At 48.1% G+C, this 26,332-nt stretch carries 20 protein-coding genes and 1 pseudogene; 11 read left to right on the forward strand and 10 right to left on the reverse strand.

The window, feature by feature from the left end:
* Positions 1–44: 44 nt before the first annotated feature.
* Positions 45–1,022, reverse strand: a complete 978-nt coding sequence (birA, locus tag VR7878_RS14510) for a bifunctional biotin--[acetyl-CoA-carboxylase] ligase/biotin operon repressor BirA (protein ID WP_077336786.1) — start codon at positions 1,020–1,022, stop codon at positions 45–47.
* A complete protein-coding gene (murB, locus tag VR7878_RS14515) occupies positions 1,019–2,065 on the reverse strand; it encodes a UDP-N-acetylmuramate dehydrogenase (RefSeq protein ID WP_077336787.1) in 1,047 nt (348 codons plus the stop codon). The genes birA and murB overlap by 4 nt, the downstream gene beginning before the upstream one ends.
* Positions 2,066–2,129: 64 nt before the next feature.
* Between murB and VR7878_RS14520 the strand changes: the two genes are divergently transcribed.
* Positions 2,130–2,570, forward strand: coding sequence for a GNAT family N-acetyltransferase (locus VR7878_RS14520; RefSeq protein ID WP_077336788.1), 441 nt, complete (start codon positions 2,130–2,132; stop codon positions 2,568–2,570).
* Between the two features lie 147 nt (positions 2,571–2,717).
* Positions 2,718–4,058 carry a CDP-diacylglycerol--serine O-phosphatidyltransferase gene (gene pssA, locus VR7878_RS14525; RefSeq protein WP_077336789.1) on the forward strand — a complete coding sequence of 447 codons (1,341 nt, stop codon included), beginning with the start codon at positions 2,718–2,720 and terminating at the stop codon, positions 4,056–4,058.
* Positions 4,059–4,138: 80 nt separating this feature from the next.
* On the opposite strand, the gene fre is transcribed toward pssA, so the two are convergent.
* The 6 genes and pseudogenes from fre to trxA all read right to left on the reverse strand — a co-directional run bounded on the left by fre (position 4,139) and on the right by trxA (position 9,639).
* Positions 4,139–4,855, reverse strand: a complete 717-nt coding sequence (gene fre / locus VR7878_RS14530) for an NAD(P)H-flavin reductase (RefSeq protein ID WP_077336790.1) — start codon at positions 4,853–4,855, stop codon at positions 4,139–4,141.
* Between the two features lie 15 nt (positions 4,856–4,870).
* A complete protein-coding gene (locus VR7878_RS14535; protein WP_077336791.1) occupies positions 4,871–5,140 on the reverse strand; it encodes a 2Fe-2S iron-sulfur cluster-binding protein in 270 nt (89 codons plus the stop codon).
* Positions 5,141–5,151: 11 nt separating this feature from the next.
* Positions 5,152–6,603, reverse strand: a pseudogene (gene ubiD, locus VR7878_RS14540) (4-hydroxy-3-polyprenylbenzoate decarboxylase); the annotation flags it as partial.
* A gap of 145 nt (positions 6,604–6,748) precedes the next feature.
* A complete protein-coding gene (locus VR7878_RS14545; protein WP_235862893.1) occupies positions 6,749–7,735 on the reverse strand; it encodes a hypothetical protein in 987 nt (328 codons plus the stop codon).
* 121 nt (positions 7,736–7,856) lie between these two features.
* On the reverse strand, positions 7,857–9,116 hold the full coding sequence (gene rho, locus VR7878_RS14550) for a transcription termination factor Rho (RefSeq protein ID WP_077336793.1): 1,260 nt from the start codon (positions 9,114–9,116) through the stop codon (positions 7,857–7,859).
* Between the two features lie 196 nt (positions 9,117–9,312).
* A complete protein-coding gene (trxA, locus tag VR7878_RS14555; protein ID WP_059123221.1) occupies positions 9,313–9,639 on the reverse strand; it encodes a thioredoxin TrxA in 327 nt (108 codons plus the stop codon).
* A gap of 112 nt (positions 9,640–9,751) precedes the next feature.
* Between trxA and rhlB the strand changes: the two genes are divergently transcribed.
* Both rhlB and gppA read left to right on the forward strand, forming a co-directional pair.
* Positions 9,752–11,077, forward strand: coding sequence for an ATP-dependent RNA helicase RhlB (rhlB, locus tag VR7878_RS14560; RefSeq protein ID WP_077336794.1), 1,326 nt, complete (start codon positions 9,752–9,754; stop codon positions 11,075–11,077).
* 8 nt (positions 11,078–11,085) lie between these two features.
* Entirely contained in the window at positions 11,086–12,582 is a 1,497-nt protein-coding gene (gene gppA / locus VR7878_RS14565; protein WP_077336795.1) for a guanosine-5'-triphosphate,3'-diphosphate diphosphatase, read from the forward strand.
* 110 nt (positions 12,583–12,692) lie between these two features.
* On the opposite strand, the gene VR7878_RS14570 is transcribed toward gppA, so the two are convergent.
* On the reverse strand, positions 12,693–16,142 hold the full coding sequence (locus VR7878_RS14570) for a PAS domain-containing hybrid sensor histidine kinase/response regulator (RefSeq protein ID WP_077336796.1): 3,450 nt from the start codon (positions 16,140–16,142) through the stop codon (positions 12,693–12,695).
* Between the two features lie 152 nt (positions 16,143–16,294).
* Complete coding sequence (locus VR7878_RS14575) at positions 16,295–17,470, reverse strand: 3-phenylpropionate MFS transporter (protein WP_077336797.1); 1,176 nt, start codon at positions 17,468–17,470, stop codon at positions 16,295–16,297.
* Between the two features lie 237 nt (positions 17,471–17,707).
* Between VR7878_RS14575 and VR7878_RS14580 the strand changes: the two genes are divergently transcribed.
* From VR7878_RS14580 to prmA, 7 genes are all read left to right on the forward strand, one after another.
* The gene (locus VR7878_RS14580) at positions 17,708–19,534 is read left to right on the forward strand and encodes a DUF294 nucleotidyltransferase-like domain-containing protein (RefSeq protein WP_077336798.1); all 1,827 of its coding nucleotides are present in this window, start codon (positions 17,708–17,710) and stop codon (positions 19,532–19,534) included.
* 4 nt (positions 19,535–19,538) lie between these two features.
* Positions 19,539–20,162 carry a 3'-5' exonuclease gene (locus VR7878_RS14585; protein ID WP_077336799.1) on the forward strand — a complete coding sequence of 208 codons (624 nt, stop codon included), beginning with the start codon at positions 19,539–19,541 and terminating at the stop codon, positions 20,160–20,162.
* 291 nt (positions 20,163–20,453) lie between these two features.
* Positions 20,454–22,403: an acetate--CoA ligase gene (gene acs / locus VR7878_RS14590; RefSeq protein ID WP_077336800.1), complete on the forward strand. Its 1,950-nt coding sequence runs from the start codon at positions 20,454–20,456 to the stop codon at positions 22,401–22,403.
* A 536-nt stretch (positions 22,404–22,939) separates the two neighbouring features.
* Positions 22,940–23,389, forward strand: coding sequence for a type II 3-dehydroquinate dehydratase (gene aroQ, locus VR7878_RS14595; RefSeq protein ID WP_077336801.1), 450 nt, complete (start codon positions 22,940–22,942; stop codon positions 23,387–23,389).
* A 63-nt stretch (positions 23,390–23,452) separates the two neighbouring features.
* Positions 23,453–23,914 carry an acetyl-CoA carboxylase biotin carboxyl carrier protein gene (accB, locus tag VR7878_RS14600; RefSeq protein ID WP_077336802.1) on the forward strand — a complete coding sequence of 154 codons (462 nt, stop codon included), beginning with the start codon at positions 23,453–23,455 and terminating at the stop codon, positions 23,912–23,914.
* A gap of 14 nt (positions 23,915–23,928) precedes the next feature.
* A complete protein-coding gene (gene accC / locus VR7878_RS14605) occupies positions 23,929–25,275 on the forward strand; it encodes an acetyl-CoA carboxylase biotin carboxylase subunit (RefSeq protein ID WP_077336803.1) in 1,347 nt (448 codons plus the stop codon).
* Positions 25,276–25,403: 128 nt separating this feature from the next.
* Entirely contained in the window at positions 25,404–26,288 is an 885-nt protein-coding gene (gene prmA, locus VR7878_RS14610; RefSeq protein ID WP_077336804.1) for a 50S ribosomal protein L11 methyltransferase, read from the forward strand.
* The last annotated feature ends 44 nt before the right edge of the window (positions 26,289–26,332 follow it).

The following is a 26,332-nucleotide window of genomic DNA, read 5'->3' on the forward strand; positions in this document are numbered from 1 at the left end:
CCCGCATACGCCCCATCATACATGCGCAATTACCGCTGCATCATTCAGGAGATCGTAGGGGTATCATTACTGCGCAGAGAGATCTCCCCACCGACATAACTTTCTATCCCTCGTTCGGTTTCCAGTAGTACAGCACCATGCGCATCAATGCCCCGTTCAATACCGGTAATCACACGCTCTCCCATTAATAGTTTAACGGGACGATTAATGAAATTATCAACCTGATTCCACCTTTCAACGAAGTTTCGCATCCCCTCTCTTTCATAGGTTTCCAGAGTCCGGGTCCAAGATTGAATCAAGGCAACGGCCAGAGCATTACGATTAATGTGATCACTGCCGATTACCTGAGCCAGACTACTCCAAGGCTGATCAATCTGCTGCGTTTGCGCTGCCATGGATAAATTCATCCCCATACCGATGACGAGATGTGCGGCTTCGCCGGCTTGCCCTGAAACTTCAACCAAAATCCCGGCCAATTTTTTATCCTGATAATACAAATCATTGGGCCATTTCAATTTGATATCATCAACACCGAGTGTTTTCATGGCATCAACAACAGCAACCCCGACAACCAGACTCAGACCCATCGCAGCGGCCATGCCCGCATCCAATTGCCAGTACATTGAGAAATACAGGTTTGCTCCAAACGGAGAAACCCACTGCCTGCCTCGCCTTCCCCGACCTTTTTGCTGATATTCAGCAAGGCAAACCGTTCCTGAGGTTAATGTGCCGACGCGATCCAATAGGTACTGGTTGGTCGAATCAATGATCGGATGTAAATGGACCGGCGTAGAAACGTGGTTCTGAATATAGTGTTGATCCAATAACTGCATCGGCTGAGCCAGTTGATAGCCTTTACCCTGGACACGAAATATATCAACCCCCCAATCCTGAATCCCACGGATATGTTTGCTGATAGCCGCTCTGGAGATCCCTAAAGCTGCGCCCAATGCTTCACCGGAGTAAAAACCACCATCGGCTAAAGTTGACAGGATCGTCAGCTTGGCATGATGTTCTTTCATGATTGCTGCTCCTTCAGCCACATATCCAAATAAACTTCGCTGCCACGCCCGATAAATCGCACCTCATGCTCCAAAGCAACACCATACTTTTCGTAGACGCTGCGATATACATGCGCTGCAAGCTGAATCACATCCAAAGCTGTCGCGTGTTGACGATTAATCACAACCAGCGCCTGCTGTTCATGAATGGCAGCCCCACCAATTTGAAAACCTTTCAGGCCACATTGATCAATGAGCCAACCGGCTGCGACTTTCACGCCTGACGAAGCAGGGTAACTCACTACATCCGGATAATTGGCTGCCAGTGTTTGAAACTGAGCCTCGGTCAGTACGGGATTTTTAAAAAAGCTACCGGCATTCCCAATGCGTGTGGGATCGGGAAGTTTACGGGTGCGGATATCACAGATACAGTCAAACACTTCAGCGGGTGAACAACTGCTTGCTAACTGCTGCAATGGGCCATACTTCAGACGAGGCTGCCATGCTTTGGTCAGCTTTAAGCCGACCCCAACCACAACCGCCCGCTGGTAAAGCTGATGTTTGAAAATCGAATCACGGTAACCAAATAAACATTCGGCACGATTCAAACGAATGACTTGAAACGTCTCGAGACAGAGATAATCAACATAGTCACACACATCCTGAAACTCGATGCCATAAGCACCAATGTTCTGGATTGGTGCACTCCCGGCACATCCGGGAATCATGGCTAAATTTTCCAGTCCGGGAATTTGCTGCGACACACACCATTCCACTAATTCAGGCCAGCCTTCACCGCCCTGAACATGCAGAAAATAGTGGTTTTCATCTTCCCTTACATCAATGCCCCGTAGCTGATTGAGAATCACAACACCTTCATAGAACTCAGTAAACAACACATTACTGCCTTTACCGAGCACCATTTTCGGTAGCGATTGCCATTGTGGATCACGATAAACATCAATGAGTTCTGCAACAGTATCAACTGTCACCAACACCTGACAGGACTGCTCAATACCAAACGTATGATAAGCACTGAGATTTTCGTTGAGATATATTTGCATGGCTTTCTTTAAATCACATAAACTACGACTATTCTATATCAGATGAAGACCATTCAGATATCCTATGGATCATTTATCTTTCGAAATGTTAGATCCACTCAAACTTCCTTTGGTGCAACGCTTTTATAAACAGCACTACCCGACAGCAAAACCCAAACGCAATGAACTGATCTATACCGCACACATTGCCGGTCAACTCTGTGCTGTGGTGCGTTTTCGTCATATCGGCACTTCATATCTGCTTTTAACCGGGATGGCTGTCGCCAAAGAGTTACGCGCTCAAGGTATCGGTCATCAACTCCTGAGTTACTGTGAAGCATATGTTCTCAAGCAACATGTTTTCTGTTTTGCTTATCGCCACTTAGAAAACTTTTATCATCAACATCATTTTGAACGTCAATCACCGCAAACACTGCCGGTCGAAATCAATCATCTCTATCAACGTTATTGCAATCAAGGCAGAGATATACTACCGATGCAGTATTCCCCGCCATTTCAGCAGTAAGGCTCTGTCATTTACTGCTTATTTATGGCTGACAAGAGGAAATGATCCGCCGGAAGTGACTTAGATATAGCCATTCATTCACCGAATTTGATAGTATCGGGGCTTTGCTATATCGCATCCACTTGAATTGAAGGTACCGCATCCACGATGATTGCTCGTAGAAATCTATTCGAACAGCTACCCACTATTGCGTTAGAGCCGAAAGATTTTCAAGTCCTGCACTCCGCAGAACAATTTCGGCATCACTTGATTCAGGCGATTCGACAAGCCAATCACAGAATTTATATTGTTGCTCTCTACCTTGAAGCTGATGACGCCGGTCAGGAAATTCTTGCTGAGCTTTATGCAGCCAAACAAAGAAATCCACAACTGGATATTGTGATCTGTGTTGACTGGCACCGAGCTCAACGAGGTCTGATCGGTGCGAAGCAGTCTCAGGGAAATGCTGTGATGTATGAGTCATTTGCCCAAGACAGTGACAATCCTATCGCCGTTTATGGCATTCCGGTCCGGGGACGAGAAGTATTCGGTGTACTCCACCTCAAAGGCTTCATTGTTGATGATGAAGTTATATATAGTGGTGCAAGCCTGAACAATATTTATCTGCATTATCAGAACCGCTATCGCTTTGACCGTTACCACTCTTTCCACAACCAATATCTTGCCGACTCGATGATCGGGTTTATCCGTGAGCACTTGCTGTCTCATCCGGCTGTGAATAACCTGGCCAATCCGTCTCGTCCTGCGACCAAAGATTTGAAAACGGTGATTCGTCAGTTCCGGACACTGTTAGCGCAAGCCAGTTATCAGGTGCCGGATCAGCCAGTCACACAGACCCAAATCGGTCTGACACCATTAGTTGGCCTTGGTAAACGCAGTAACCGACTGAATCAATATATCACTCACCTGATTGCTCAGGCGAAAGAAGAAATTATTATCTGTACACCTTATTTTAATTTCCCGAATAATATTGCTAATCAGGTGAAAAAAGCTCTCAGACGTGGGGTGAAAATTCATATTATCGTCGGTGATAAAACCGCCAATGATTTTTACATCCCACCAGAAGAAACCTTTAAAACAATTGGTGGGTTACCCTATTTATATGAATTGAATCTGCGTCGTTTTGCGAAAGCGAATGAGGCCAGAATTGCCAGTCGGCAGTTATCAATTCACTTATGGAAGCATGACGACAACAGTTTTCATTTGAAAGGGGTCTGGGTCGATAAACGTTATATGCTCATTACCGGTAGCAACCTGAATCCAAGAGCCTGGAAACTTGATCTGGAAAACGGCATTCTGATTCAGGATCACCATGGCCACCTTCAGAGTCAGTTTGAACAAGAGTTCGACAATATTCTGCAACACACACAATTAGTCTGTACCTATAAGCAGCTGGACGATTTTGAAAACTATCCGGCTGAAGTGCAGCGTCTGTTGAAACGGATTCGTCGAATCAAAGCCGACCGGATTTTAAAACAGATTCTTTAGGAGCTCAGGCATCCACACATTAAAAAGGAAAGCCTCCGGACGGAGGCTTTCCTTTTTGAGTTAACGAACAATAAATCTGATCAGATAAACGCAAATGCATCGCCGTAGATACGTTCACTTCTCGCGTGCTTATTCTGAGTAAACTGTTCCCGGGCCGCACCTGCCATGTCAAACCGACCGGCAATATAAATATCAAACGCTTCCAGCGATTCAAAATCACTACTGACCGCTTGCAACACATTGCCGACTTTCCCGCTCCAAAGCGGATCGGTGGATATCTCCACAACCGGTGTAAATGTAAGTCTGGCATGTTGCGCTGCCAAATCACGTAATTCGTCTAATGCGTAAAGCTGAAGAACATCTTTTGCCCCCCAGTAAAGAAAAATATCCCGCTGAATATTCTGGTTCAGGCAATGATCCAGTATCGAACGGACATAACTGAAACCAGTTCCACCGGCAATCAGTAATAACGGACGGGTTGTATCTTCTTTGAGCCATGCGTCACCATGGGGTGCATCGATGGTGATCTCACCATCTTGCTGCAATGCAGCCTGCATGGCATCAACGACTTCACTGGCGTAGGCATTATGTTCAGCCGCACCAATATGCAATTCAAGTTCCCCACCTTGCCGGCATGGACTACTGGCAATCGAGAACGGACGTTTGTCTCCCTCTGCCATCACCACCATCAGGTACTGACCCGCGTGGAAATCAACGGGTGATTCCGGTTGGAGAAGAATACGGTACGTATTACTGGCTAAAGGCTGAACTGAGTTAACTTTACATGTTATGGTCATTATAATTCCTCTTCCTTACTCATCCCAAGTAAGGACTAAATGAGTTTGAGCATACGCCTGACAGGAAAATATCCATCCCTGAGACTGCTCTTCTTCTGTAAGCATCGGTTCGAGTTGGTAGGAAACTTCTCCCGAAAGTTTTTTGCACAAACACATCCCACACGCACCGACCCGGCACCGATATGGGAAAGGTATTTGCTGACGAATTGCCGCATCCAACACGGTTTGACCATGTTCTACGGTAAATTCAAGGTTTTCGGGCAGTAAGCGTACCGTAAAGGTCATAAGATTCCCAACTCATCCCAGATCGCATCGATCTTGCTGACAATTTCCGGATCTTTACGGATCTCTTTACCCCACTCCCGGGTTGTCTCGCCTTCCCACTTATTGGTTGCATCCAACCCCATTTTAGAGCCGAGCCCAGAGACGGGTGAAGCAAAATCCAGAGAATCGATGGGCGTATTTTCAACCATCGTCGTATCCCGGGCAGGATCCATCCGGGTGGTAATCGCCCAAATAACATCTTTCCAGTCTCGTGCATTAATATCATCATCACAGACAATCACAAACTTGGTATACATAAATTGTCGTAAGAAAGACCAGACCCCCATCATCACGCGCTTAGCATGACCGGGATACTGCTTCTTGATCGTGACGACGGCCATCCGATAGGAACACCCTTCGGGGGGAAGGTAAAAATCGACAATTTCCGGGAACTGTTTCTGTAGAATCGGCACAAACACTTCATTTAATGCTTCCCCGAGAACTGCCGGCTCATCCGGTGGTCTCCCCGTATAGGTACTATGATAGATGGGCTGCTTTCTCATTGTCACATGAGTGACGGTAAAGACATGATGGCGCTCAACTTCATTAAAATAACCGGTATGATCGCCATAAGGCCCTTCATCAGCATACTCACCGGGATCAATATATCCTTCGAGCACAATCTCTGCGCTGGCCGGCACTTCCAGATCATTGCTAATCGATTGAACCACTTCGGTCTTGCTGCCTCTTAACAATCCGGCAAATGCATATTCGGATAATGTATCAGGTACCGGCGTCACGGCACCGAGGATGGTTGCCGGATCAGCACCGAAAGCCACCGAAACCGGAAACGGTTCTCCGGGATGCTCAACCTGCCAGTCCCGAAAATCTAATGCGCCGCCACGATGCTGAAACCACCGCATAATCACTTTATTCTTACTGAGTTTCTGTTGCCGGTAGATGCCCAGATTTTGCCGTTTTTTGGTCGGCCCTTTGGTAATTGTCAGTCCCCAGGTCAACAGCGGAGCCACATCTCCCGGCCAACAACGCATGACCGGAATTTTATCCAAATCAACATCATCACCTTGCCAGATAACTTCCTGACAGGGAGCCTTTTTCAAACGCTTCACCGGCATATTCAAGACTTGCTTAAAAACCGGAAGTTTATCTATCGCATCCTTGAAGCCTTTTGGCGGTTCTGGTTCTTTGAGATAAGCAAGCAACTGACCGATTTCACGGAGTTCACTGACATCGACGCGCCCCATCCCCATCGCGACGCGTTGCGGTGTACCAAACAGATTTGCCAGTACCGGTATGTCATAACCGACGGGATTCTCAAATAAAAGTGCAGGACCACCCGCTCTTAAAGTCCGATCGCAGATCTCGGTCATTTCATATTGAGGGTCAATCGGATGCTGAATACGTTTCAATTGACCATGCTTTTCCAAATAGTCGATAAAATCGCGTAAATCCTTAAAAATCATAAGACTTCTGCCTGAATGTGATATCAGAGGCAGTATAACAAAAACGAAACAACTCTGAATTTTCTTTTTCTATTGTATTCATGCTTTTCAGTCGTGCTGCCATAAAACAGATACATCATAAAACGATGACGCTAAAAATAGCGGACTACCTCAATACCTGACTCAGTACGCGCAGCTTCATTTGACGATTTGCTTTGACTAATTCATCCAGCCAATTGCCATACCCTGCATTGACTAACACCTGTGCAACATAGGGGGCTTCTTCCTGACTCAGCTCCTGAACCAAATACGTTTTGACCTGTTCAGGCATTGGATTAAGACGAATCAGAGCCTCAATTGCCAGTGCCCTCAAACTCGGGTTCTTACTCGCCGCCATCACTTGCTGCACAGAAAAATCATCCTGTAAACCAGACAAGCGGGTCAATTCCGCTTCAGAGTTATTATCTGATTTCATCAACCACAATAACCGATAAATATCTTGGCTCTGACTAGTCCGAGCCAGCGCAACCATCACTCGCGTCGAAGGCAACCAGCTCCGAATACTTGCATCAACAACCTGCTTTACCAAATAATTCAGTCCCGACTCCGATAAACTCCCCAACTCCTGAATCAACAAGGATTCCCGGATATGTCCCTGACGTTTATTTTCGGATAGCCATTGTTGTAAAGACAGCTCATGCTGTTCAACTTTTAATACAAAGTCGAGGACACTTTTTTCCCGTTGCCAGGTTTTGACTAAACGGCTGGCAACTGAAGGGTAATCAAATGCTGGCGTGGAAAATTCGAACCCTTCACCTTGATTGGTAAGATAATAAACAGGTGGAATTCGACGTTGTTGCTCGACAAAACGTTCTACAGGGGCTGAAAGGATGGTTTTTTCTTGTTCGAGAGTCCGGAGTAACAAAAAGCGCACAGCTTCTTGCTGTGGCAACGCCAATCGTTGCAAGGCAAAGTTTAACGAATCAATTTTATCATCGGCAATCAGTTGTTTGAATGCTGCGACTTTGTGCTGGATCGTCGGTGCTTGTAGCAGTTGATTCCGACTTTTCTCATCCAATGATTGCGCAGAAACCGAAAAGCAAATGAAACTGAAACAGAGCAGGAGTTGCGATACCCACGTTCCCCGTGACATGTGTTAACCTCCGTGTAACATCTACTTTTCATTTTCGGTGCATCTTTGGTGAAATGCAAGAAAAAGCGCCACCGTTTCCGGTGGCGCTTTCACTATCAGAATACTCTGGTAACTGGCTTGATTACTGACGTCTCATCGCATCAAAGAACTCATCATTGGTCTTCGTCATCGCCAGTTTATCAATCAGGAATTCCATCGCATCGGTTTCTCCCATTGGGTGAACGATTTTGCGCAGAATCCACATTTTCTGTAACTCATCCGTTTTAGTCAGTAACTCTTCACGGCGCGTTCCTGAACGGTTGAAGTCAATCGCAGGGAAAACACGTTTTTCTGCAATCTTACGGTTCAGGTGTAATTCCATATTCCCTGTTCCTTTAAACTCTTCGTAGATGACTTCATCCATCTTCGACCCCGTATCAACCAACGCTGTGGCGATAATGGTCAAGCTGCCGCCTTCTTCGACATTACGAGCCGCACCGAAGAAACGCTTCGGACGATGAAGCGCATTTGCATCCACACCACCAGTCAAAACCTTGCCTGAAGAAGGAACTACTGTGTTATACGCCCGTGCCAAACGTGTAATTGAATCCAGTAAGATCACAACATCTTTCTTATGCTCAACCAGACGTTTCGCTTTCTCAATCACCATGTCGGCCACTTGAACGTGGCGAGATGCCGGTTCATCAAACGTAGAAGCAACCACTTCACCTTTGACCAAACGCTGCATTTCTGTCACTTCTTCCGGACGTTCATCAATCAACAGTACCATCAAAATACATTCAGGATGATTGTAAGCAATGCTTTGAGCAATGTTTTGCAACAGCATTGTTTTACCGGCCTTCGGTGGTGCGACAATCAATCCACGCTGCCCTTTTCCGATCGGTGATGCCAAATCCAGAACACGAGCGGTAATGTCTTCAGTCGAACCGTTACCACGCTCCATCACCATCCGCTCATTCGCATGTAATGGTGTCAGGTTTTCAAACAGAATCTTATTTCGAGCGTTATCCGGCTTATCATCATTAACTGTATTTACTTTCAGTAACGCAAAGTAACGCTCACCTTCCTTCGGAGGCCGAATCTTCCCGGCAATCGAATCACCGGTACGCAGGTTGAAGCGACGAATCTGACTCGGTGACACGTAAATATCGTCCGGACCGGCCAAATAAGAGCTGTCTGCACTACGCAAAAAACCAAAGCCGTCCTGGAGAATTTCTAATACGCCATCACCAAAGATGTCTTCACCACTTTTTGCGTGAGCTTTTAAAATAGAGAAGATAATGTCTTGTTTTCTTAAACGCGCGAGGTTTTCAAGCCCCAGGCTCTCACCCAGCTGCACGAGCTCAGACACAGGTTTGTTCTTTAATTCTGTTAAATTCATTGTGGTGGATACTTGTTTAGTCAAAATTAGGATCTGTTTAGTAGTGTTAAGATGGATTTGGCCTCAGGATTGACCAAGAAGTGAACATATGATTCATTAATGTGCGATAACCTAGCACTATTTATCAGACTAGTCTAGATTTTGTTTTATTTCCATGTGCAAAACCGTACATATCTCTATGTACGGTTTTCAGCCATTATAAATTGGCGTCTAAAAACTCTTTAAGTTGAGTTTTGGACAACGCACCAACTTTTGTAGCTGCCACATTACCGTTTTTAAACAGCAGTAATGTTGGAATACCACGGATACCGAATCTTGGGGGAGTACCCGCATTTTGATCGATATTTAATTTACCGATTGTGAGCTTACCTTCGTATTCATCAGCAATTTCATCCAAAATCGGCGCAATCATTTTGCACGGACCACACCATTCTGCCCAGAAATCGACAAGCACAGGGACTTCAGCATTGATTACACTACTTTCAAACGCGTCATCGGTGAGCTGCAAAATCTTATCACTCATCTTTAACTCCAATGTATTTTCTTGGACCAGTTGCATAACAACCAGTAATTTTGATGCTCTATTGGAATGTATTTACTTCCGTATTGCAAGCTTAAGCTGATATTCTATAGTGATGAAAAAGACGCATATCACAGAGCAAAAATTCGCCGACTTGGGATTAGACCCTCAAGTTACAGCAGGTTTGGAACAAAAAGGGTTTGCTTATTGCACCCCAATCCAAGCCTTGGCGCTGCCGGTAGTGCTCTCCGGCCGTGACATTGCAGGCCAGGCCCAAACAGGGACTGGTAAAACGCTTGCGTTTCTTACTGCAACCTTTAATCATCTGCTAACTGCACCTGCTCCAGAAGAGCGGGAGCCAACTCAGCCACGAGCAATCATTATGGCACCAACTCGTGAGTTAGCGATACAAATTTTTAACGATGCAGAACCACTCGTTCAAAGCACCGGCTTAAAAGTCGCACTGGCTTATGGCGGTGAAAGTTACGAGAAACAGCAATCCAAGTTAAAACAAGGTGTTGATATTCTTATCGGAACAACCGGTCGGATTATCGATTTCTACAAGCAAAAAGTATTCAATCTGGACCAGATTCAGGTCGTCGTCCTTGATGAAGCTGACCGAATGTTTGATCTCGGTTTTATCAAAGACATCCGTTTTTTGTTCCGTCGGATGCCGCCACCGAAGAATCGTTTGAACATGTTATTTTCCGCCACCCTCTCTTATCGGGTTCAGGAACTGGCATTTGAGCACATGAACAATCCGGAACATGTTGTCGTCGAACCGGCGCAAAAAACCGGACACCGAATTAAGGAAGAACTGTTTTACCCATCCAATGAGCACAAAATGGCTTTGTTGCAAACCCTCATTGAAGAAGAGTGGCCAGACAGAGCTATCATTTTTGCCAATACCAAACATAAGTGTGAACGGGTTTGGGGTCACCTGGCTGCCGATGGTCATCGCGTCGGACTGCTGACCGGTGATGTACCGCAGAAAAAACGGGAACGCATTCTGGAGCAATTTACGCAGGGTCAACTGGACATTTTAGTCGCAACTGATGTTGCTGCGCGAGGACTGCATATCCCGCAGGTCACTCACGTCTTTAACTATGATCTACCAGACGACAGTGAAGACTATGTCCACCGGATTGGCCGGACGGGCAGAGCCGGAGAGAGCGGTCATTCGATTAGCTTCGCCTGCGAAGAATACGCCATTAATGTCCCGGGGATAGAAACCTATATCGAACATTCCATTCCTGTTTCTGATTATGATGCATCAGCGCTATTGACTGACTTACCCAGCCCGTTAAAACTTGCGTCATCGAAAACATCGAGAAGAACGAATACTGGTGGCTCGCGGTCCGGACGTCAGAATAATGGACGGGGTAACAATTCATCCAGAAAACGTCCGCGGCAAAACAACAACCAGAGTAAAAATAGCTGAGTAAATCTATGAGCCAAGCCGTATCTTCACCCCTTTATGCTGCGATCGATCTCGGTTCAAACAGCTTTCATATGCTGATTGTCCGTCATGTTGAAGGCAGTATACAGACGATGGCCAAAATTAAACGAAAAGTGAGACTTGCAGCCGGACTCGATGAGAACAATGCACTCAGTCAGGAGGCAATGCAACGCGGTTGGGACTGCCTGAGTCTGTTCGCGGAACGATTACAGGATATTCCCAAAGAGAATATCCGCATTGTCGGCACCGCAACACTTCGGACAGCCATCAATGTCGATATATTTTTGCGTCGGGCCAATCAGATACTCGGACATCCGATCGAAACCATTTCAGGTGAAGAAGAAGCGGCCACTATTTATAAAGGGGTAGCTCATACCTCCGGCGGGAGCGGGCGTCGTTTCGTGGTTGATATCGGTGGTGCAAGTACCGAACTGATCATTGGTGAAGGTTTCGAGGCCAAAGCATTAACCAGTTTAAAAATGGGCTGTGTCACTTGGCTCGAAAAACACTTCAGAGATCGTCAGCTCTCTAAAGAAAATTTTGAGCATGCGATCGAAGACGCTAAAAAAATGCTCACGCCAATCTTGCAACAGTACCGGACAATCGGCTGGGACATCTGTGTCGGTGCCAGTGGTACAGTGCAAGCATTACAAGAGATTATGCTGGCTCAGGGAATGGATGAAGTCATTACCCTGACCAAGCTGAAGCGTTTGCAAAATCAGGCCATGCGCGCAGATCATCTCGAAGAGTTGGAAATCGAAGGACTCACGCTGGAAAGAGCGTTGGTTTTTCCAAGCGGCCTGTCGATCCTGATTGCCATATTTGAAGAGTTCCGGATCGAAGCCATGACTCTGGCGGGCGGTGCACTACGGGAAGGTCTGGTTTATGAAATGATCGACGGATTACGTCAGGATAATATCCGCGAGCGAACCATTCACAGTATCCAGAGTCGCTATCAAATCGATACGGTGTATGCCGCTCAAGTCTCTGAACTCGCCGGTAAACTATTTCACCAGTGTGGCGGTTCTGCCTGGATCATCGAACCACAGGCAGAAATACTACTCAGAGCAGCCGCACAGTTACACGAAATCGGCTTAGCGGTGGATTACAAAAAAGGCGGTGAACACAGTGCTTATCTGATCCAACACTCAGAACTGCCCGGCTTTACCCGAGCACAGCGTTATTGTCTGGGGGAGTTGGTGCGCCGCTATCGCGACAATATCACTGCCATGCCTGAACAATACGCCCTGTCGGGTACCAGTAGTAAACGCTTACTCAGGATTTTACGTCTCGCAGTGTTACTCAGCCACCGGCGTAATTCAGCACTCGAACCACATGTGAAACTGGAATCCTCGGAAGACACACTCCAGCTATCACTCAATGCTCAGTGGCTCGATGCCAATCCGCTCACCAAAGCAGAGCTTGAAATCGAAGCAAACCGGCAAACCGATATGGGATGGCCACTGGAAGTCATCGCCCACGCCTAAACAACCAGATGGTTTTTAGCTCCGGCTAAAAACCATCTCCAACCAAGCCCCGACTCACTGGTCCGTATTGAATCAACCCGCATAATCAACCCGCATTGTCGGCCTCGATATTACGTTCGGGTTTGCTGGCGCACACGATTGAGTACCGCTCGTAATTTCAATGGTTTTACCGGCTTGGGTAAAAAGCCGAACCCGTGTGACTGAATCGCATCCATCATCTCTTGGGTCCGATCAGCACTGATAATAATTCCTTCAAACTGACGGCCCAGGCGTAGACGACACTGTTGCAAAACTTCCAACCCGGTACGTCCCTGATCCAACCGGTAATCAGACAAAATAACGTCCGGTGTCCATGCATCATCCAATGCTCTCAGGCTCTCAACCAAGTTGGTTGAGGTACGGATATCGCATCCCCAGCGGGATAGCAGGTCCGACATCCCTACCAAAATATCGACTTCATTATCCACACATAACACTTTAATCTGCGACAAATCGGTCACATCACCCACCTCAGGGGCAACTTTATCGGCAACATCCCGGGGATGTGAGCGCGGCAGGGATAACGAAAAAACACTGCCATGTCCGGGCCATGAACGCATTGAGATTTCATGCCCCAACACATAAGCAATCCCTTTCGATATCGCTAATCCGAGCCCAAGCCCCTGCTCAGAACGAACCTGCCCGCCACGATTAAACTCTTCAAAAATTTCATGCTGCTTATCTGGCTCGATACCGATCCCGTTATCCCATACTTCAATCCGGATCTGCGTACCGACATGACGAATGCCGAGTACCACTTTGCCATGGGGAGCGTAGCGGAATGCATTGGTCAGGAAGTTCTGAATAATCCGTCTGAGCAATTTCGGATCCGACTGAACCACGACTGACGAAGGCACCATGGTAAAATCGATCCCTTGCTGTTGAGCAATCGCATCAAACTCCGCATTCAAATTCACCAGCACATCATGAATGGCGAAACTGTGGATATTGATATCCAGTTTCCCTGATTCGAGTCTGGAGATATCCAGCAAATCCCCGATTAATTCCTCGGCCGCCCCCAGTGCACTTGCAATATGAGCTGAAAGTCGTTGGACTTCGGCTTCCCGGGCGATCTCCGACAAAGAGGATGCAAATAGCCGGGCGGCATTGAGCGGCTGCATCAGATCATGGCTCACCGCTGCCAGAAACCGTGATTTTGAACGAGATTCGCGTTCCGCCCGTTGTGTCTCCTGCACTAACTGGCGATTCAGTTTTTCCAACTCCTGTGTTCGTTGATGGACACGCTCTTCCAGCGACTCGTTGGCCTGCTTGAGAGCATCTTCCGCTTCCCGGAATGCGGTGATATCGGTAAAACTCATGACAAACCCGCCACCGGGCATCGGATTCCCTTGCACTTCCACCACTCTCCCGTCCGGTCTGACCCGAGAGGAGGTATGCCGGGTACCTTTCTCTAAGTGTTCGACCCGCTTGCGAACATGAGTTTCCACATCTCCGGGGCCACACAACCCTTGCCGTGCATTGTGGCGAATAATATCAGCAATCGGACGGCCAACCTGAATCAAGCCCGGCGGATAAGAAAACAGCTCCAGATACCGCTGATTCCAGGCCACCAGACGTAACTGTTTATCGACCACCGCCAATCCCTGCCCGATATGTTCGATAGCACCTTGAAGCAGGCTGCGGCTGAAGTCATACAGCTCTGACGCTTCATCGACAATCGCGGCAACTTCTTCAAGGTGCATGTTTTTCCCCTGCAACGCAGAAGCAAGCACTAACTTCGCTGAGGACGCACCAAATACACCGGCCAACACCCGTTCAGCATGACGAATCAGTGTAGCTGGCGCCTGTTGATTGGGTAAATAACGCTTGTGCTGCTGAACCCAGAATTGCTCGAAAGCCGCTTTCATCCGCCCTCGCCCGACAAAACGGGCGACCAGCATTTCCAGTTCCGCGACTGACACCCGGCTCTGATAGAGCGTCATATTTTCGTTATCGGGGAATGGCGTACCGACAAATGTGGCAGACTGTAAGCGCTCACTCAGGCTCGGACGTGTGATGATAGAAATATTCCAATAACAGAGTGTATTGAGCACCACGCTGAGGATCATCCCCCAGTCAGACCTTGATATCCCTAAACCGGCAATCGCCTCCGGAGGACTAATCAGCCAAATGAGCGGGTTAGACTGCGCATCACCGGCCAATAAATGGGTCTGAACCATTAAGGTAATCAGCCAGAGTGAAAATCCGACCGCCAAACCGACATAGACGCCTTTTTTATTGCCGTCACGCCAGTAGATCCCACCGATCAACGCCGGGGCAAACTGCGCAATCGCAGCAAAAGAGAGAAATCCAATCGCAGACAGCGACGGTACGGCATCCAAAACACGATAAAATCCCCACGCACAAGCCAGTAAAACTAAAATCAAGCCGCGCCGGATTCTGAGTAACAAGCGGGAAAAATGACGATGGCCCTGATGAGAAAACCGCATCCGCCGGAGCAAAAAAGGCACCACCAAATCATTAGAAACCATAATAGTCAGTGCAATGGTTGAGACGATCACCATCCCGGTTGCTGCCGATGTTCCCCCTAAAAATGCAATCATCGCCATGAAATCAGAGTCAACCGCCTTGGGGATACTAATCACAAATGTATCCGCCAAGCTAGCATCCATCATCCCTTTGCCGACCCATGATATCGGCAGCACAAACAGCCCCATCAGAATCAGGTAAACCGGAAATATCCGCCGGGCCATATGAAGATCCTGCGGTTTTTCATTCTCAACCACCATGGTATGAAACTGGCGCGGCAGACAAATGATCGCCAGCATCGTCAACACCAGATGAATCATCAGGGTCGGCCAGTGCGGGGTAACGAACGATTCAAGCACGATATCGCTCAGTTTGAATGAAGTCTGATGCCAACCGATATAGACGATAAACAGGCCGACCCATAAGAAAGCCACCAGCTTGACCAACGATTCAAAAGCAATCGCCATCATCATCCCACGGTGGTGCTCGGTATTATCAATATGACGCGTCCCGAACAACATGGTAAACACCGCAAGTGCCACCACCACAAACCAAGAAATATGACTTTCCGTCAACTGCTCAGGGAAAGGAAAATCTGACGTCACGACATGGATTCCCATCGTCACACCACGAAGTTGCAGGGCGATATAAGGCAGAATGCCAACAACCGCAATCAGCGTTGCAGCCACAGCAAGCCCTTGAGATTTGCCATAACGTGCAGCGATAAAATCAGCAATGGAGGTAATATGTTCGCGTTTAGCAATCAACATCAGGCGGGCTAATATCCGCCAGCCAAAGACAAAGACGAGAATGGGGGCGAGATAAATCGGTAAAAATGACCAAGCATGATTAGTGGCCTGCCCGACTGTGCCGTAGAACGTCCACGAAGTACAGTACACCCCAATCGATAAGCTATAAATCCAAGGCCGGAAGCGTGCCAGCCAGTTCAGGTTTTTGTCACCATACCAAGCGATAAAGAACAGCAGTCCTAAATAAAGAAATAAAACCGGAATGACAATCCATGACTGCATGAGAACGATCCTTGTAATCAGGCCCTAATTAATGCTCGATCAAGGATAGACGTCTTGCCCGGTTAAGTCACTGATATTGACTTAATTTTGGGAACCGCCATCCACTCTCAGAGACCGGTTCCCTTGCTCAAAGCCAACCCGGGAGCCCTTTATCAGGAGGGACGCTTCGCCAGATCCATCTGACGTACAGATGGCGTCGGTTCGAGCCGGACAAACAGCGCCACAACCCCCATCAGCGCCATCACCCAGAAAACTTGAGCGCCCCAGTGCTCAAATCCCCAACCACTGATTGCCGTCATCGTCGCAATCACCGCTCCCAGAGGAATCGCATTGTACAACGACTGCAATGCGACCATTCTCTCCGGTACTGCTTGTTGAATGTAACGAATGGTCGCCAGATGTGCGACCGCGAATGTCAGGCTATGGAGTAATTGAATAAACACCAGTGCTGCAAGCTGCGTGGTGAAAGCCGTTAATCCCCAACGCACGGCAACCGCACAGGAAGAAAGCAAAAACATCGCGCGGATCGACCACAAACCGAACAGGCGACGACTGAGCGCAAAAATACAGATCTCCGCAATGACACCCAAACTCCACAGATAACCAATGATTTCTTCTGAATGTCCGACTGATTTCCAATACACGGAACTAAAACTGTAATAAGCCGCGTGGCTGCCCTGAATCAACGACACCAGCACTAAAAACTTAATCACATGTTTGTCTCTGAGCATTTCGATTAGTTTAGGACGTACCACCTCAGTTTCTGTTTGCGTCGCCGGATTAGGATTAGGCGCACGCAGGCTCATTAAAAACGTCACACTCATGCCCAATAAAGCCGTATACAGAATCCAGTCATTCCCCCAGTGCGCGACAATCCAGCCGACCACCAGCGAACCGACGATAAAGGCAACGGAGCCCCACAAACGAGTGCGGCCGTAATCGAGCATTTTCATATTGGTGTAGTAATTCGCTAACGTGTCCGACAGCGGAATGATCGGCCCGAAACAAGCATTAAACAGGACAGTTGCCAGCGCAATCCACAGCAAATGCTGTACAGCAAAAAGATGTGCAGCAATAAACCCGATTGCCAATAGCGTCAACACTCTCAGCATCGGCACATACCATTCAGCCCGGTGGACTCTCGGCGTCACCAGTAAATTGGCCAGACAGCGGGTACCGAATGCGAGCCCCATAATCAGGCCAATATCAGTTGATGCGACCCCTTCACTTTTGAGCCACAACGCCCAAAATGGCGTATAGATGCCATAGACAAAGAAAAAACCGAAATAATACTGAGAAATCCAGCGGAACGGAGAAATACTGAGCATAACGACCTACTGATGCAAAAAGTGACGGATGATGTAGCTAACCGCGCCTATTATGCTTTGAATGCCATATAAGAAAAAGGGAATATTGCTCAACACTCTGTTTCCTCGAAGCCTGATATTTCCCCCTCGCAATTCAATCCATTCAGACATCGTTGATGGCATTAGACCAAAGTCGTCTGGAGGCAAATCAGATTTCAGCCAAAATTAAATCAGATACCCTCGCCCAGAAAGGTTGCTATGCCGGATAAGTTCAATCTTCAGTCTCCCCCGTTTGATCGCCTGTCCCCGGCGCAACAACAGCAACTCCTCTCAGCGCTGGATGTCGCCTACTTTCGGTCGAGGGATACCTTGCTACGCTGCGGTGAGAGTGGACAATATCTGCATATTCTCATCAAAGGGGTGGTTGAAGAGCGCTCAGAAGATGGTCAGGAAATCTTTGCCCACTATGCAAGCGAAGATATTTTTGATGTCAGATCCCTGCTGGAAGGAACGGTCAAGCATCAATACGTCGCACTGGAAGATACACTGGTCTATCAATTACCCAAGTCGGTTTTTGTCGATTTTTATCATCAGAATGGTGAATTTGCCGCGTATTTCGACAGTAATCTCTCCACCCGTCAGGCACTGCTCGAAAATGCCCAACAGCAACAGAACCTCGCAGAGTTTATTCTGACCAAAGTGGATCGGGCGATTTATCATCCGCCGCTCATCGTCACTCCGGCACAAACCATCGCTGATGTCACCAAGCTGCTCAAAAACAACAATAGCGATGCGGCATTGGTGCAACTCCCAGAAAATGACGCGCGACTCACGCAAACCACCCATGCACATCCGTATGCGATTGTCACCCGGACGGACATGCTCCATGCTGTGACATTAGATGCTCAGCCGGTCAACACGCCGGTCGGTCAAATCGCCACCTTCCCGGTCTTGCATGTCAATGACGGGGAATTTCTGTTTAATGCGATGGTGATGATGATCCGCAACCGGATCAAGCGGATTATGGTATGTGACGGCAACCAAGCCGTAGGCATGCTGGATATGACCCAGATTCTCAGCACCTTTTCCACCCACTCCCACGTGCTGACCCTGAGCATTGCCAGAGCCTCAAGTATTGAAGAGCTGACCATCGCATCTAACCAGCAACACAAATTGGTCGAAAACCTCGTCAGCAACGGCATCAGAACCCGTTTTATGATGGAACTGATTGCAGCCGTCAATGAACAGATTATTGAAAAAGCGTTTGAACTCACGGTGCCACCGGTGATGCAACAACAGTGCTGCCTGCTGGTCTTAGGTTCAGAGGGACGCGGAGAACAGATTCTTAAAACCGATCAGGACAACGCGTTAATCATCAAAGATGATACCGACTGGCCGGATTGTCAGCGTGTGATGGACAAACTGACCCATACACTTCTCCAACTCGGCTATCCGGTCTGCCCGGGTAAAGTGATGGTCAACAATCCACAATGGGTCAAAACACAGAAGGGCTGGCAAGCGTCACTCTCCCAATGGGTGGAGCAGGCTAAACCCGAGCAAATTATGAATATTGCCATTATGGCGGATGCTCAGGCCGTCGCCGGCAATCGCGCACTGTTAAACCCGATTCGCCAACACCTGTCCGAACTGATGGCTGATCAAGAGCTGATCCTTTCCGCCTTCACCCGTCCTGCGCTCAATTTCTCCCTGCCGCTGACGCTATTCGGCAACGTTAAATCCTCCAAATCAGGACTGGATATCAAACAAGGGGGGATTTTTCCGATTGTCCACGGCATCCGGGCCTTGAGCCTTGAGTACCGCATTGCAGAGCAAAACACCTTTAAGCGGATCGAAACACTCACCCAAAAACATGTACTGGAACAACAGACCGCAGATAATCTGAGTGAGGCGCTGAAACTGTTTTTTAAACTCCGGCTCCGGCAACAGCTTGAACAACCGGAGCGCCATAACCATCTGGATATGAAATCGCTCGACAGCACCGAACGAGACTTATTGCGTCACAGCTTGCATATCGTTAAAAAGTTCAAGCAGTGGTTGTCGTACCACTATCAAATCAGAGAATAAGTCCATGAACCGAATTACACGCCGCTACTGGTACTACAAACTCAAAGATTCTCCTTACCGGAGCCTGTTTTTAGCACCGGATCATCAGGAATTCGTCTCACTGGATTGCGAGACAACCAGTCTCAATCCGCAACAGGCAGAGCTGGTTTCCATTGCCGCGACCAAAATTATCGGTAATCGTATTCTGACCAGCCAGTCCTTTGAAGTGAAACTGTGTGCGCCCAGAACGCTGAATGCCGATTCAGTCCGGATTCACCAGATCCGTCATCAGGATCTCAGTGATGGTCTGACCGAAGCACAAGCGCTGGCCCAGTTATTGGATTTTATCGGTAACCGACCTCTGGTTGGTTACCACATCCGTTACGATAAAACCATTCTTGATATCGCCTGTCGCAAACATCTGGGCTTTCCGCTGCCCAATCGTCTGATTGAAGTGAGTCAGCTCTATCATGAACAACTGGAAAAAATGCTGCCCAATGCCTATTGCGACCTCAGTCTGGAAGCGATTTGCCATCATTTAGATCTGCCACTGCAAAATAAACATGACGCCTTACAAGATGCGCTCTCTGCGGCGTTGGTGTTTGTCCGTTTGACTCAAGGTGATCTGCCCGCTTTCTCTTCCGCCTGAAGGTTGACGTTTTCCGCCGTAACCGCTCAGAACAGACAGCATCACCGCACATGTGACACCTTGAATCACAATGATTTTTTACTCACAGATCTCATTTAGCCTAAAGTCTAATTGTGCAATCTAGGTATCTGAACAAGAGTTATTACACCTAGGTAACCGCAAAGCACTCCGACAGGGTGAGTTCGAGTTCATTTGGGTACAAGAATTTCAGATCCTCCGGAAATCTTTATCACAAGCCCAATCAATTATGATGAACCGGAGCGGTCCCTGCATTCAAAAGGAGAAGAAGTTATGAGTGATGTTCATGTTTATCCGGTCAAGAACAATATTAAAGAACATACCCACGCGGATAACGACACTTACTTATCAATGTACCAACGCTCAGTGAGCGACCCGGAAGGATTCTGGGCAGAACACGGACAGATCGTTGATTGGATCACCCCCTACACCAAAGTCAAGCACACCTCATTTGATACCGGCCATGTGGATATCCGCTGGTTTGAAGACGGAACCCTGAATGTCTCAGCCAACTGTATTGACCGGCACCTTGCAGCACACGGGGATGACGTAGCAATCATCTGGGAAGGCGATAACCCAAATGACGATAAGACCCTCACTTTCAATCAACTCCATCAGGAAGTCTGTCGCTTTGCCAATGTGCTCAAAGATCAAGGTGTTCGCAAGGGCGACGTCGTTTGCCTGTATATGCCGATGGTGCCGGAAGCTGCGGTCGCGATGCTGGCTTGTACCCGTATCGGTGCGGTACATACGGTGGTCTTCGGCGGGTTCTCTCCGGAAGCACTTGCGGGACGCATCATCGACTCCGATGCAAAAATGGTGATTACCGCAGATGAAGGCATCCGAGGCGGACGGGCAGTCCCCCTGAAAAAAAATGTCGATGAAGCCCTCACTAACCCGGACGTCAAAACCATCAGCAAAGTGGTTGTTCTTAAACGCACCGGTGGCAATATCGACTGGCATGATCACCGGGATATCTGGTGGCACGAAGCCACTGCCAAAGCATCTGACCACTGTCCGCCAGAAGCGATGAAAGCAGAAGACCCGCTGTTTATCCTCTACACCTCCGGCTCAACCGGGAAACCCAAAGGCGTATTGCATACCACGGGCGGCTATCTGGTTTATGCCGCCATGACCTTTAAATATGTCTTCGACTATCAGCCCGGAGAAGTTTTCTGGTGTACTGCTGATGTCGGCTGGATTACCGGCCACACCTATCTGGTTTACGGCCCGCTGGCCAACGGCGCAAAAACTATTTTATTTGAAGGCGTCCCGAACTATCCGGATACCAGCCGGATGAGTCAGGTGGTCGATAAACATCAGGTAAATATTCTCTACACAGCACCGACAGCGATCCGGGCTCTGATGGCCAAAGGTAATGAAGCCATCGAAGGCACCTCACGCGACAGTTTGCGTATCATGGGTTCGGTAGGCGAACCGATTAATCCGGAAGCGTGGGAATGGTATTACCGAACCATCGGTAATGAAAAGTCTCCGATTGTCGATACTTGGTGGCAGACAGAAACCGGCGGTATTCTGATTACCCCGCTTCCCGGTGCGACAGAATTAAAACCGGGCTCTGCCACCCGACCATTTTTCGGTGTTCAGCCGGCACTGGTCGATAATGTCGGTAATCTCATTGACGGTGCAGCCGAAGGAAATCTGGTGATTCTTGACTCCTGGCCCGGCCAAATGCGCACAGTCTACGGTGATCATGACCGGTTTGAGCAGACCTATTTCTCTACTTTCAAAGGAATGTATTTCACCGGTGACGGTGCCCGCCGTGATGAAGACGGCTATTACTGGATTACCGGACGGGTCGATGATGTCCTCAATGTCTCCGGCCACCGCATGGGGACTGCGGAAGTCGAATCCGCACTGGTGGCATTCGATAAAATTGCAGAAGCGGCTGTCGTCGGGATTCCGCACGACATCAAAGGTCAGGCAATTTATGCCTATATCACACTCAATGATGGCATCTATCCCTCTTCTGAACTGCATAAAGAAGTCAAAGATTGGGTGCGTAAAGAGATTGGTCCGATTGCGACACCGGATGTACTGCACTGGACTGATGCGCTGCCTAAAACCCGTTCCGGGAAAATCATGCGTCGGATTCTGCGTAAGATTGCCACCGGAGACACCAGCAATCTGGGCGATACATCAACACTCGCTGACCCAAGTGTGGTTGATAAGCTAATCGCAGAAAAAGCAGCACTCAGCTAACACCAAACGAGTGTTTGTCAACCGTGAAGCCATCCAAGCGATGGCTTCACTTCTTTAAGCCCATCAACAGCATATCATCGGGCTGGCTCATCTGTTTCTTGATTATTTTCTGAACCCAAATCACACTTTATAAATTCAACCTCTCTTGAACAATCATTACAGCTTCATTTGCCGCTGAACATAAGCGGGACGGCTGATTCTGCTATTGCCATTCCTCCGGATACGACACATCTCTGACCCGACATATTCCGTCATTGTTGACTGTTTTAACCAAACCATTTCAGATCTTCATGGTCATAAGACAATAACGATATCATTATCAATTTTCCGCAAAGCACGTAACACTTGGGCTCGACACCATCTTTCATCATCCGAAACGGTGATTAGACCAGTAATTTGCTGCCATTTGTGTTGAATTAGCTATAATCGGAAGCTATTCACTCTTTTTTGATATTCTCGAAAAAAAATTGTGTGAAAAAACCTAAAATATGGGAATATGTAAATAAGACCTCATTATTGAGTAAGATGACGACACAATGACGACAAAATTACGCATTCTTGTGCTAAACGGTCCTAACCTGAATTTACTGGGTCTGCGTGAACCGGCACATTATGGTTCTCAAACGCTGCCTCAGATTATTGACCGGCTCCGTCAACAGGCTGATCAAGCGGGTGTTGAACTAGAGCATCTGCAATCGAATCGTGAATATGAACTGATTGAAGCCATTCATCAGGCATATGAAAACATTGACTTCATCATTATCAACCCGGCTGCATTCACCCACACCAGCGTGGCACTGCGGGATGCATTGCTGGGAGTCAATATTCCCTTTATTGAGGTACATCTTTCTAACGTTCATGCCCGGGAACCTTTCCGTCATCACTCTTATCTGTCAGACAAGGCAGAGGGTGTGATTTGCGGTTTAGGGGCTCAAGGCTATGAATTTGCGTTGTCGGCAGCCATTACGAAACTGCAGGCAAAATAAACACTCGACATCCCGCGGCAGTTGTTCGGGTTGTCTTATTCACAAGATCAAAGAGAAAAGACAATGGATATTCGTAAAATAAAAAAACTTATCGAATTAGTTGAAGAGTCAGGCATTGCTGAGCTGGAAATTTCTGAAGGTGAAGAATCCGTACGCATCAGCCGTCACAGTGCACCACCGGCACCAGTTCAATATGCACAATATGCACCTGCGCCAGTTGCTGCACCGGCACCTGCTGCAGCGCCGGTAGCAGAAGCCGCCAGTGCACCGGCAGAAGCACCGCAACCAACAGGTCATCAAGTGCTTTCACCAATGGTTGGTACTTTCTACAGCTCTCCAAGCCCGGAGTCAGCCCCATTCGTAAAAGTTGGCCAGAAAGTCGCTGTCGGCGAACCACTGTGTATCGTTGAAGCCATGAAAATGATGAACCAAATCGAATCCGATAAAGCTGGTGTCGTCAAAGCAATCCTCGTTGAGAACGGTCAGCCTGTCGAGTTCGATCAGCCTCTCGTTATCATTGAATAATTGAGGTCAGATTTATGCTAGATAAAGTTGTCATCGCGAACCGGGGTGAAATTGCACTCCGTATTCTTCGCGCCTGTAAAGAGCTCGGGATCAAAACGGTCGCTGTTCATTCCACAGCAGACCGAGACCTCAAACATGTCTTACTTGCCGATGAATCCATTTGTATCGGACCGGCACGTAGCATTGATAGCTACTTAAATATTCCACGCATTATCTCAGCAGCAGAAATCACGGGGGCAGTTGCCATTCACCCGGGCTACGGCTTCCTGTCTGAAAATGCAGATTTTGCAGAGCAAGTTGAAAAATCAGGCTTCATTTTCGTCGGACCGAAAGCAGAAACCATCCGCCTGATGGGGGATAAAGTTTCTGCAATCTCCTCCATGAAGAAAGCTGGCGTGCCTTGTGTACCGGGTTCAGACGGCCCGCTCGGGGACGATGTTGAGAAGAATAAATCCATCGCGAAACGTATCGGTTATCCGGTGATCATTAAAGCCTCCGGCGGTGGTGGCGGTCGTGGTATGCGTGTCGTTCGCAGTGAAGCAGAACTGATTCAGTCCATCACCATGACTCGTACCGAAGCCAAAGCAGCATTCAACAACGATATGGTTTACATGGAGAAATTCCTGGAAAACCCACGTCACGTTGAAGTTCAGGTCATTGCCGATGGTCAGGGGGGTGCAATCCACTTAGGTGAGCGTGACTGTTCAATGCAACGTCGTCACCAGAAAGTGGTTGAAGAAGCACCGGCACCGGGTATTACTGAAGAAATGCGTAAATATATCGGTGAACGCTGTACACGTGCCTGTATTGAAATCGGCTATCGTGGCGCAGGTACATTTGAATTCCTCTATGAAAACGGTGAATTTTATTTCATTGAAATGAACACCCGGATTCAGGTCGAGCACCCTGTTACCGAAATGGTCACCGGTGTGGATCTGATCAAAGAGCAGTTGCGTGTTGCGGCAGGTCAGCCATTGTCATTCACACAAGATGATATCAAGCTACGCGGTCATGCAATTGAATGTCGTATCAATGCCGAAGATCCGGAACGTTTTCTCCCGTCACCGGGTAAAATAGAGCGCTTCCACTCTGCCGGTGGAATGGGAATTCGCTGGGAATCGCATATCTACTCAGGTTATACCGTACCGGCGTACTATGATTCGATGATCGGTAAGCTGATTGCTTACGGTGAAAACCGTGACGTTGCGATCGCGCGGATGAAAAATGCCCTCAATGAAATGATTGTGGAAGGGATCAAAACCAACATCCCACTTCAACTGAAAATCATGAATGATGAGAACTTCCAGCATGGTGGTGCCAACATCCACTATCTGGAGAAAAAACTCGGCATCAATCACTAATCCGTTTGGCAGATGAACAAAAGTCTAAGCCTCCCTTCGGGGAGGTTTTTTGTTCAGGGCGAGCCCTATTCAAAACATGAATATCTGCTACACTCTCGGCCATTCAACCCACGGAAAGAGTCAATCACATGCCTTGGATTCAAATAAAACTCAATGCCAACAACGACAACGCCGAAACTATCGGTGATATGTTGATGGAAGACACAGGCGCGTTATCCGTCACATTTCTGGACGCGAAAGACACCCCCGTCTTTGAACCCCTGCCGGGAGAAACTCGCCTCTGGGGAGATACCGATGTGCTCGCGCTCTATGATGCAGAAGCGGATACCGATACCATCGTGGCACAAATCAAAGCCAGTCAACTGCTGCCTGAGAGCTTCTCTTATAAAGTCGAACAGATTGAAGACAAAGACTGGGAACGGGAATGGATGGATAATTTTCACCCGATGAAATTCGGCAGCCGTCTGTGGATCTGTCCGAGCTGGAAAGAGATCCCAGACCCGGATGCGGTCAATGTGATGCTTGATCCCGGCTTGGCCTTCGGCACCGGTACGCACCCGACAACCGCCTTATGTTTAGAATGGCTGGAAGGGTTGGATCTCAGCGGAAAAACCGTGATTGATTTCGGCTGCGGCTCCGGCATTCTGGCGATTGCTGCCATCAAGCTAGGCGCGAAGCAAGTGATTGGTGTCGATATTGACCCACAAGCCTTACTCGCTTCCAAAGATAACGCTCAGCGCAATGGTGTTGAAAACCAGCTAGAGGTCTACCTGCCACAGAATCAACCCGACAACCTTAGCGCTGATATCGTGGTGGCAAACATTCTGGCCGGCCCGCTCAAAGAGCTTTCTCCGGTGATTCAGTCTCTGGTTCGCCCGGGCGGACAACTGGCGATGTCCGGCGTGTTAGAGACACAGGCCGAAGACGTTGCCAATTTCTATCGCAACCAGTTTGATATCGACCCCATTATTGAGAATAACGAATGGTGCCGAATTTCTGGTCGAAAAAAATAACCACCGCGAATGTGACTGACTAATTGACTGAAAAATCGACGATT

It is taken from the genome of Vibrio ruber DSM 16370, from assembly GCF_900163965.1.
GTDB classification, from domain to species: domain Bacteria; phylum Pseudomonadota; class Gammaproteobacteria; order Enterobacterales; family Vibrionaceae; genus Vibrio; species Vibrio ruber.

Excerpts from the sequence above, each read along its gene's own strand:
- prmA (WP_077336804.1), top strand. The coding sequence starts at position 25,404 with ATGCCTTGGATTCAAATAAAACTCAATGCCAACAACGACAACGCCGAA.
- trxA (WP_059123221.1), bottom strand. The coding sequence starts at position 9,639 with ATGAGTGATAAGATTTTGCAGCTCACCGATGACGCGTTTGAAAGTAGT.
- VR7878_RS14585 (WP_077336799.1), top strand. The coding sequence starts at position 19,539 with ATGAACCGAATTACACGCCGCTACTGGTACTACAAACTCAAAGATTCT.
- aroQ (WP_077336801.1), top strand. The coding sequence starts at position 22,940 with ATGACGACAAAATTACGCATTCTTGTGCTAAACGGTCCTAACCTGAAT.
- VR7878_RS14535 (WP_077336791.1), bottom strand. The coding sequence starts at position 5,140 with ATGACCTTTACGGTACGCTTACTGCCCGAAAACCTTGAATTTACCGTA.
- accB (WP_077336802.1), top strand. The coding sequence starts at position 23,453 with ATGGATATTCGTAAAATAAAAAAACTTATCGAATTAGTTGAAGAGTCA.
- murB (WP_077336787.1), bottom strand. The coding sequence starts at position 2,065 with ATGCAAATATATCTCAACGAAAATCTCAGTGCTTATCATACGTTTGGT.
- accC (WP_077336803.1), top strand. The coding sequence starts at position 23,929 with ATGCTAGATAAAGTTGTCATCGCGAACCGGGGTGAAATTGCACTCCGT.
- rhlB (WP_077336794.1), top strand. The coding sequence starts at position 9,752 with ATGAAAAAGACGCATATCACAGAGCAAAAATTCGCCGACTTGGGATTA.
- acs (WP_077336800.1), top strand. The coding sequence starts at position 20,454 with ATGAGTGATGTTCATGTTTATCCGGTCAAGAACAATATTAAAGAACAT.
- VR7878_RS14570 (WP_077336796.1), bottom strand. The coding sequence starts at position 16,142 with ATGCAGTCATGGATTGTCATTCCGGTTTTATTTCTTTATTTAGGACTG.
- rho (WP_077336793.1), bottom strand. The coding sequence starts at position 9,116 with ATGAATTTAACAGAATTAAAGAACAAACCTGTGTCTGAGCTCGTGCAG.
- VR7878_RS14580 (WP_077336798.1), top strand. The coding sequence starts at position 17,708 with ATGCCGGATAAGTTCAATCTTCAGTCTCCCCCGTTTGATCGCCTGTCC.
- VR7878_RS14545 (WP_235862893.1), bottom strand. The coding sequence starts at position 7,735 with ATGTCACGGGGAACGTGGGTATCGCAACTCCTGCTCTGTTTCAGTTTC.
- VR7878_RS14575 (WP_077336797.1), bottom strand. The coding sequence starts at position 17,470 with ATGCTCAGTATTTCTCCGTTCCGCTGGATTTCTCAGTATTATTTCGGT.
- gppA (WP_077336795.1), top strand. The coding sequence starts at position 11,086 with ATGAGCCAAGCCGTATCTTCACCCCTTTATGCTGCGATCGATCTCGGT.
- fre (WP_077336790.1), bottom strand. The coding sequence starts at position 4,855 with ATGACCATAACATGTAAAGTTAACTCAGTTCAGCCTTTAGCCAGTAAT.
- pssA (WP_077336789.1), top strand. The coding sequence starts at position 2,718 with ATGATTGCTCGTAGAAATCTATTCGAACAGCTACCCACTATTGCGTTA.
- VR7878_RS14520 (WP_077336788.1), top strand. The coding sequence starts at position 2,130 with ATGGATCATTTATCTTTCGAAATGTTAGATCCACTCAAACTTCCTTTG.
- birA (WP_077336786.1), bottom strand. The coding sequence starts at position 1,022 with ATGAAAGAACATCATGCCAAGCTGACGATCCTGTCAACTTTAGCCGAT.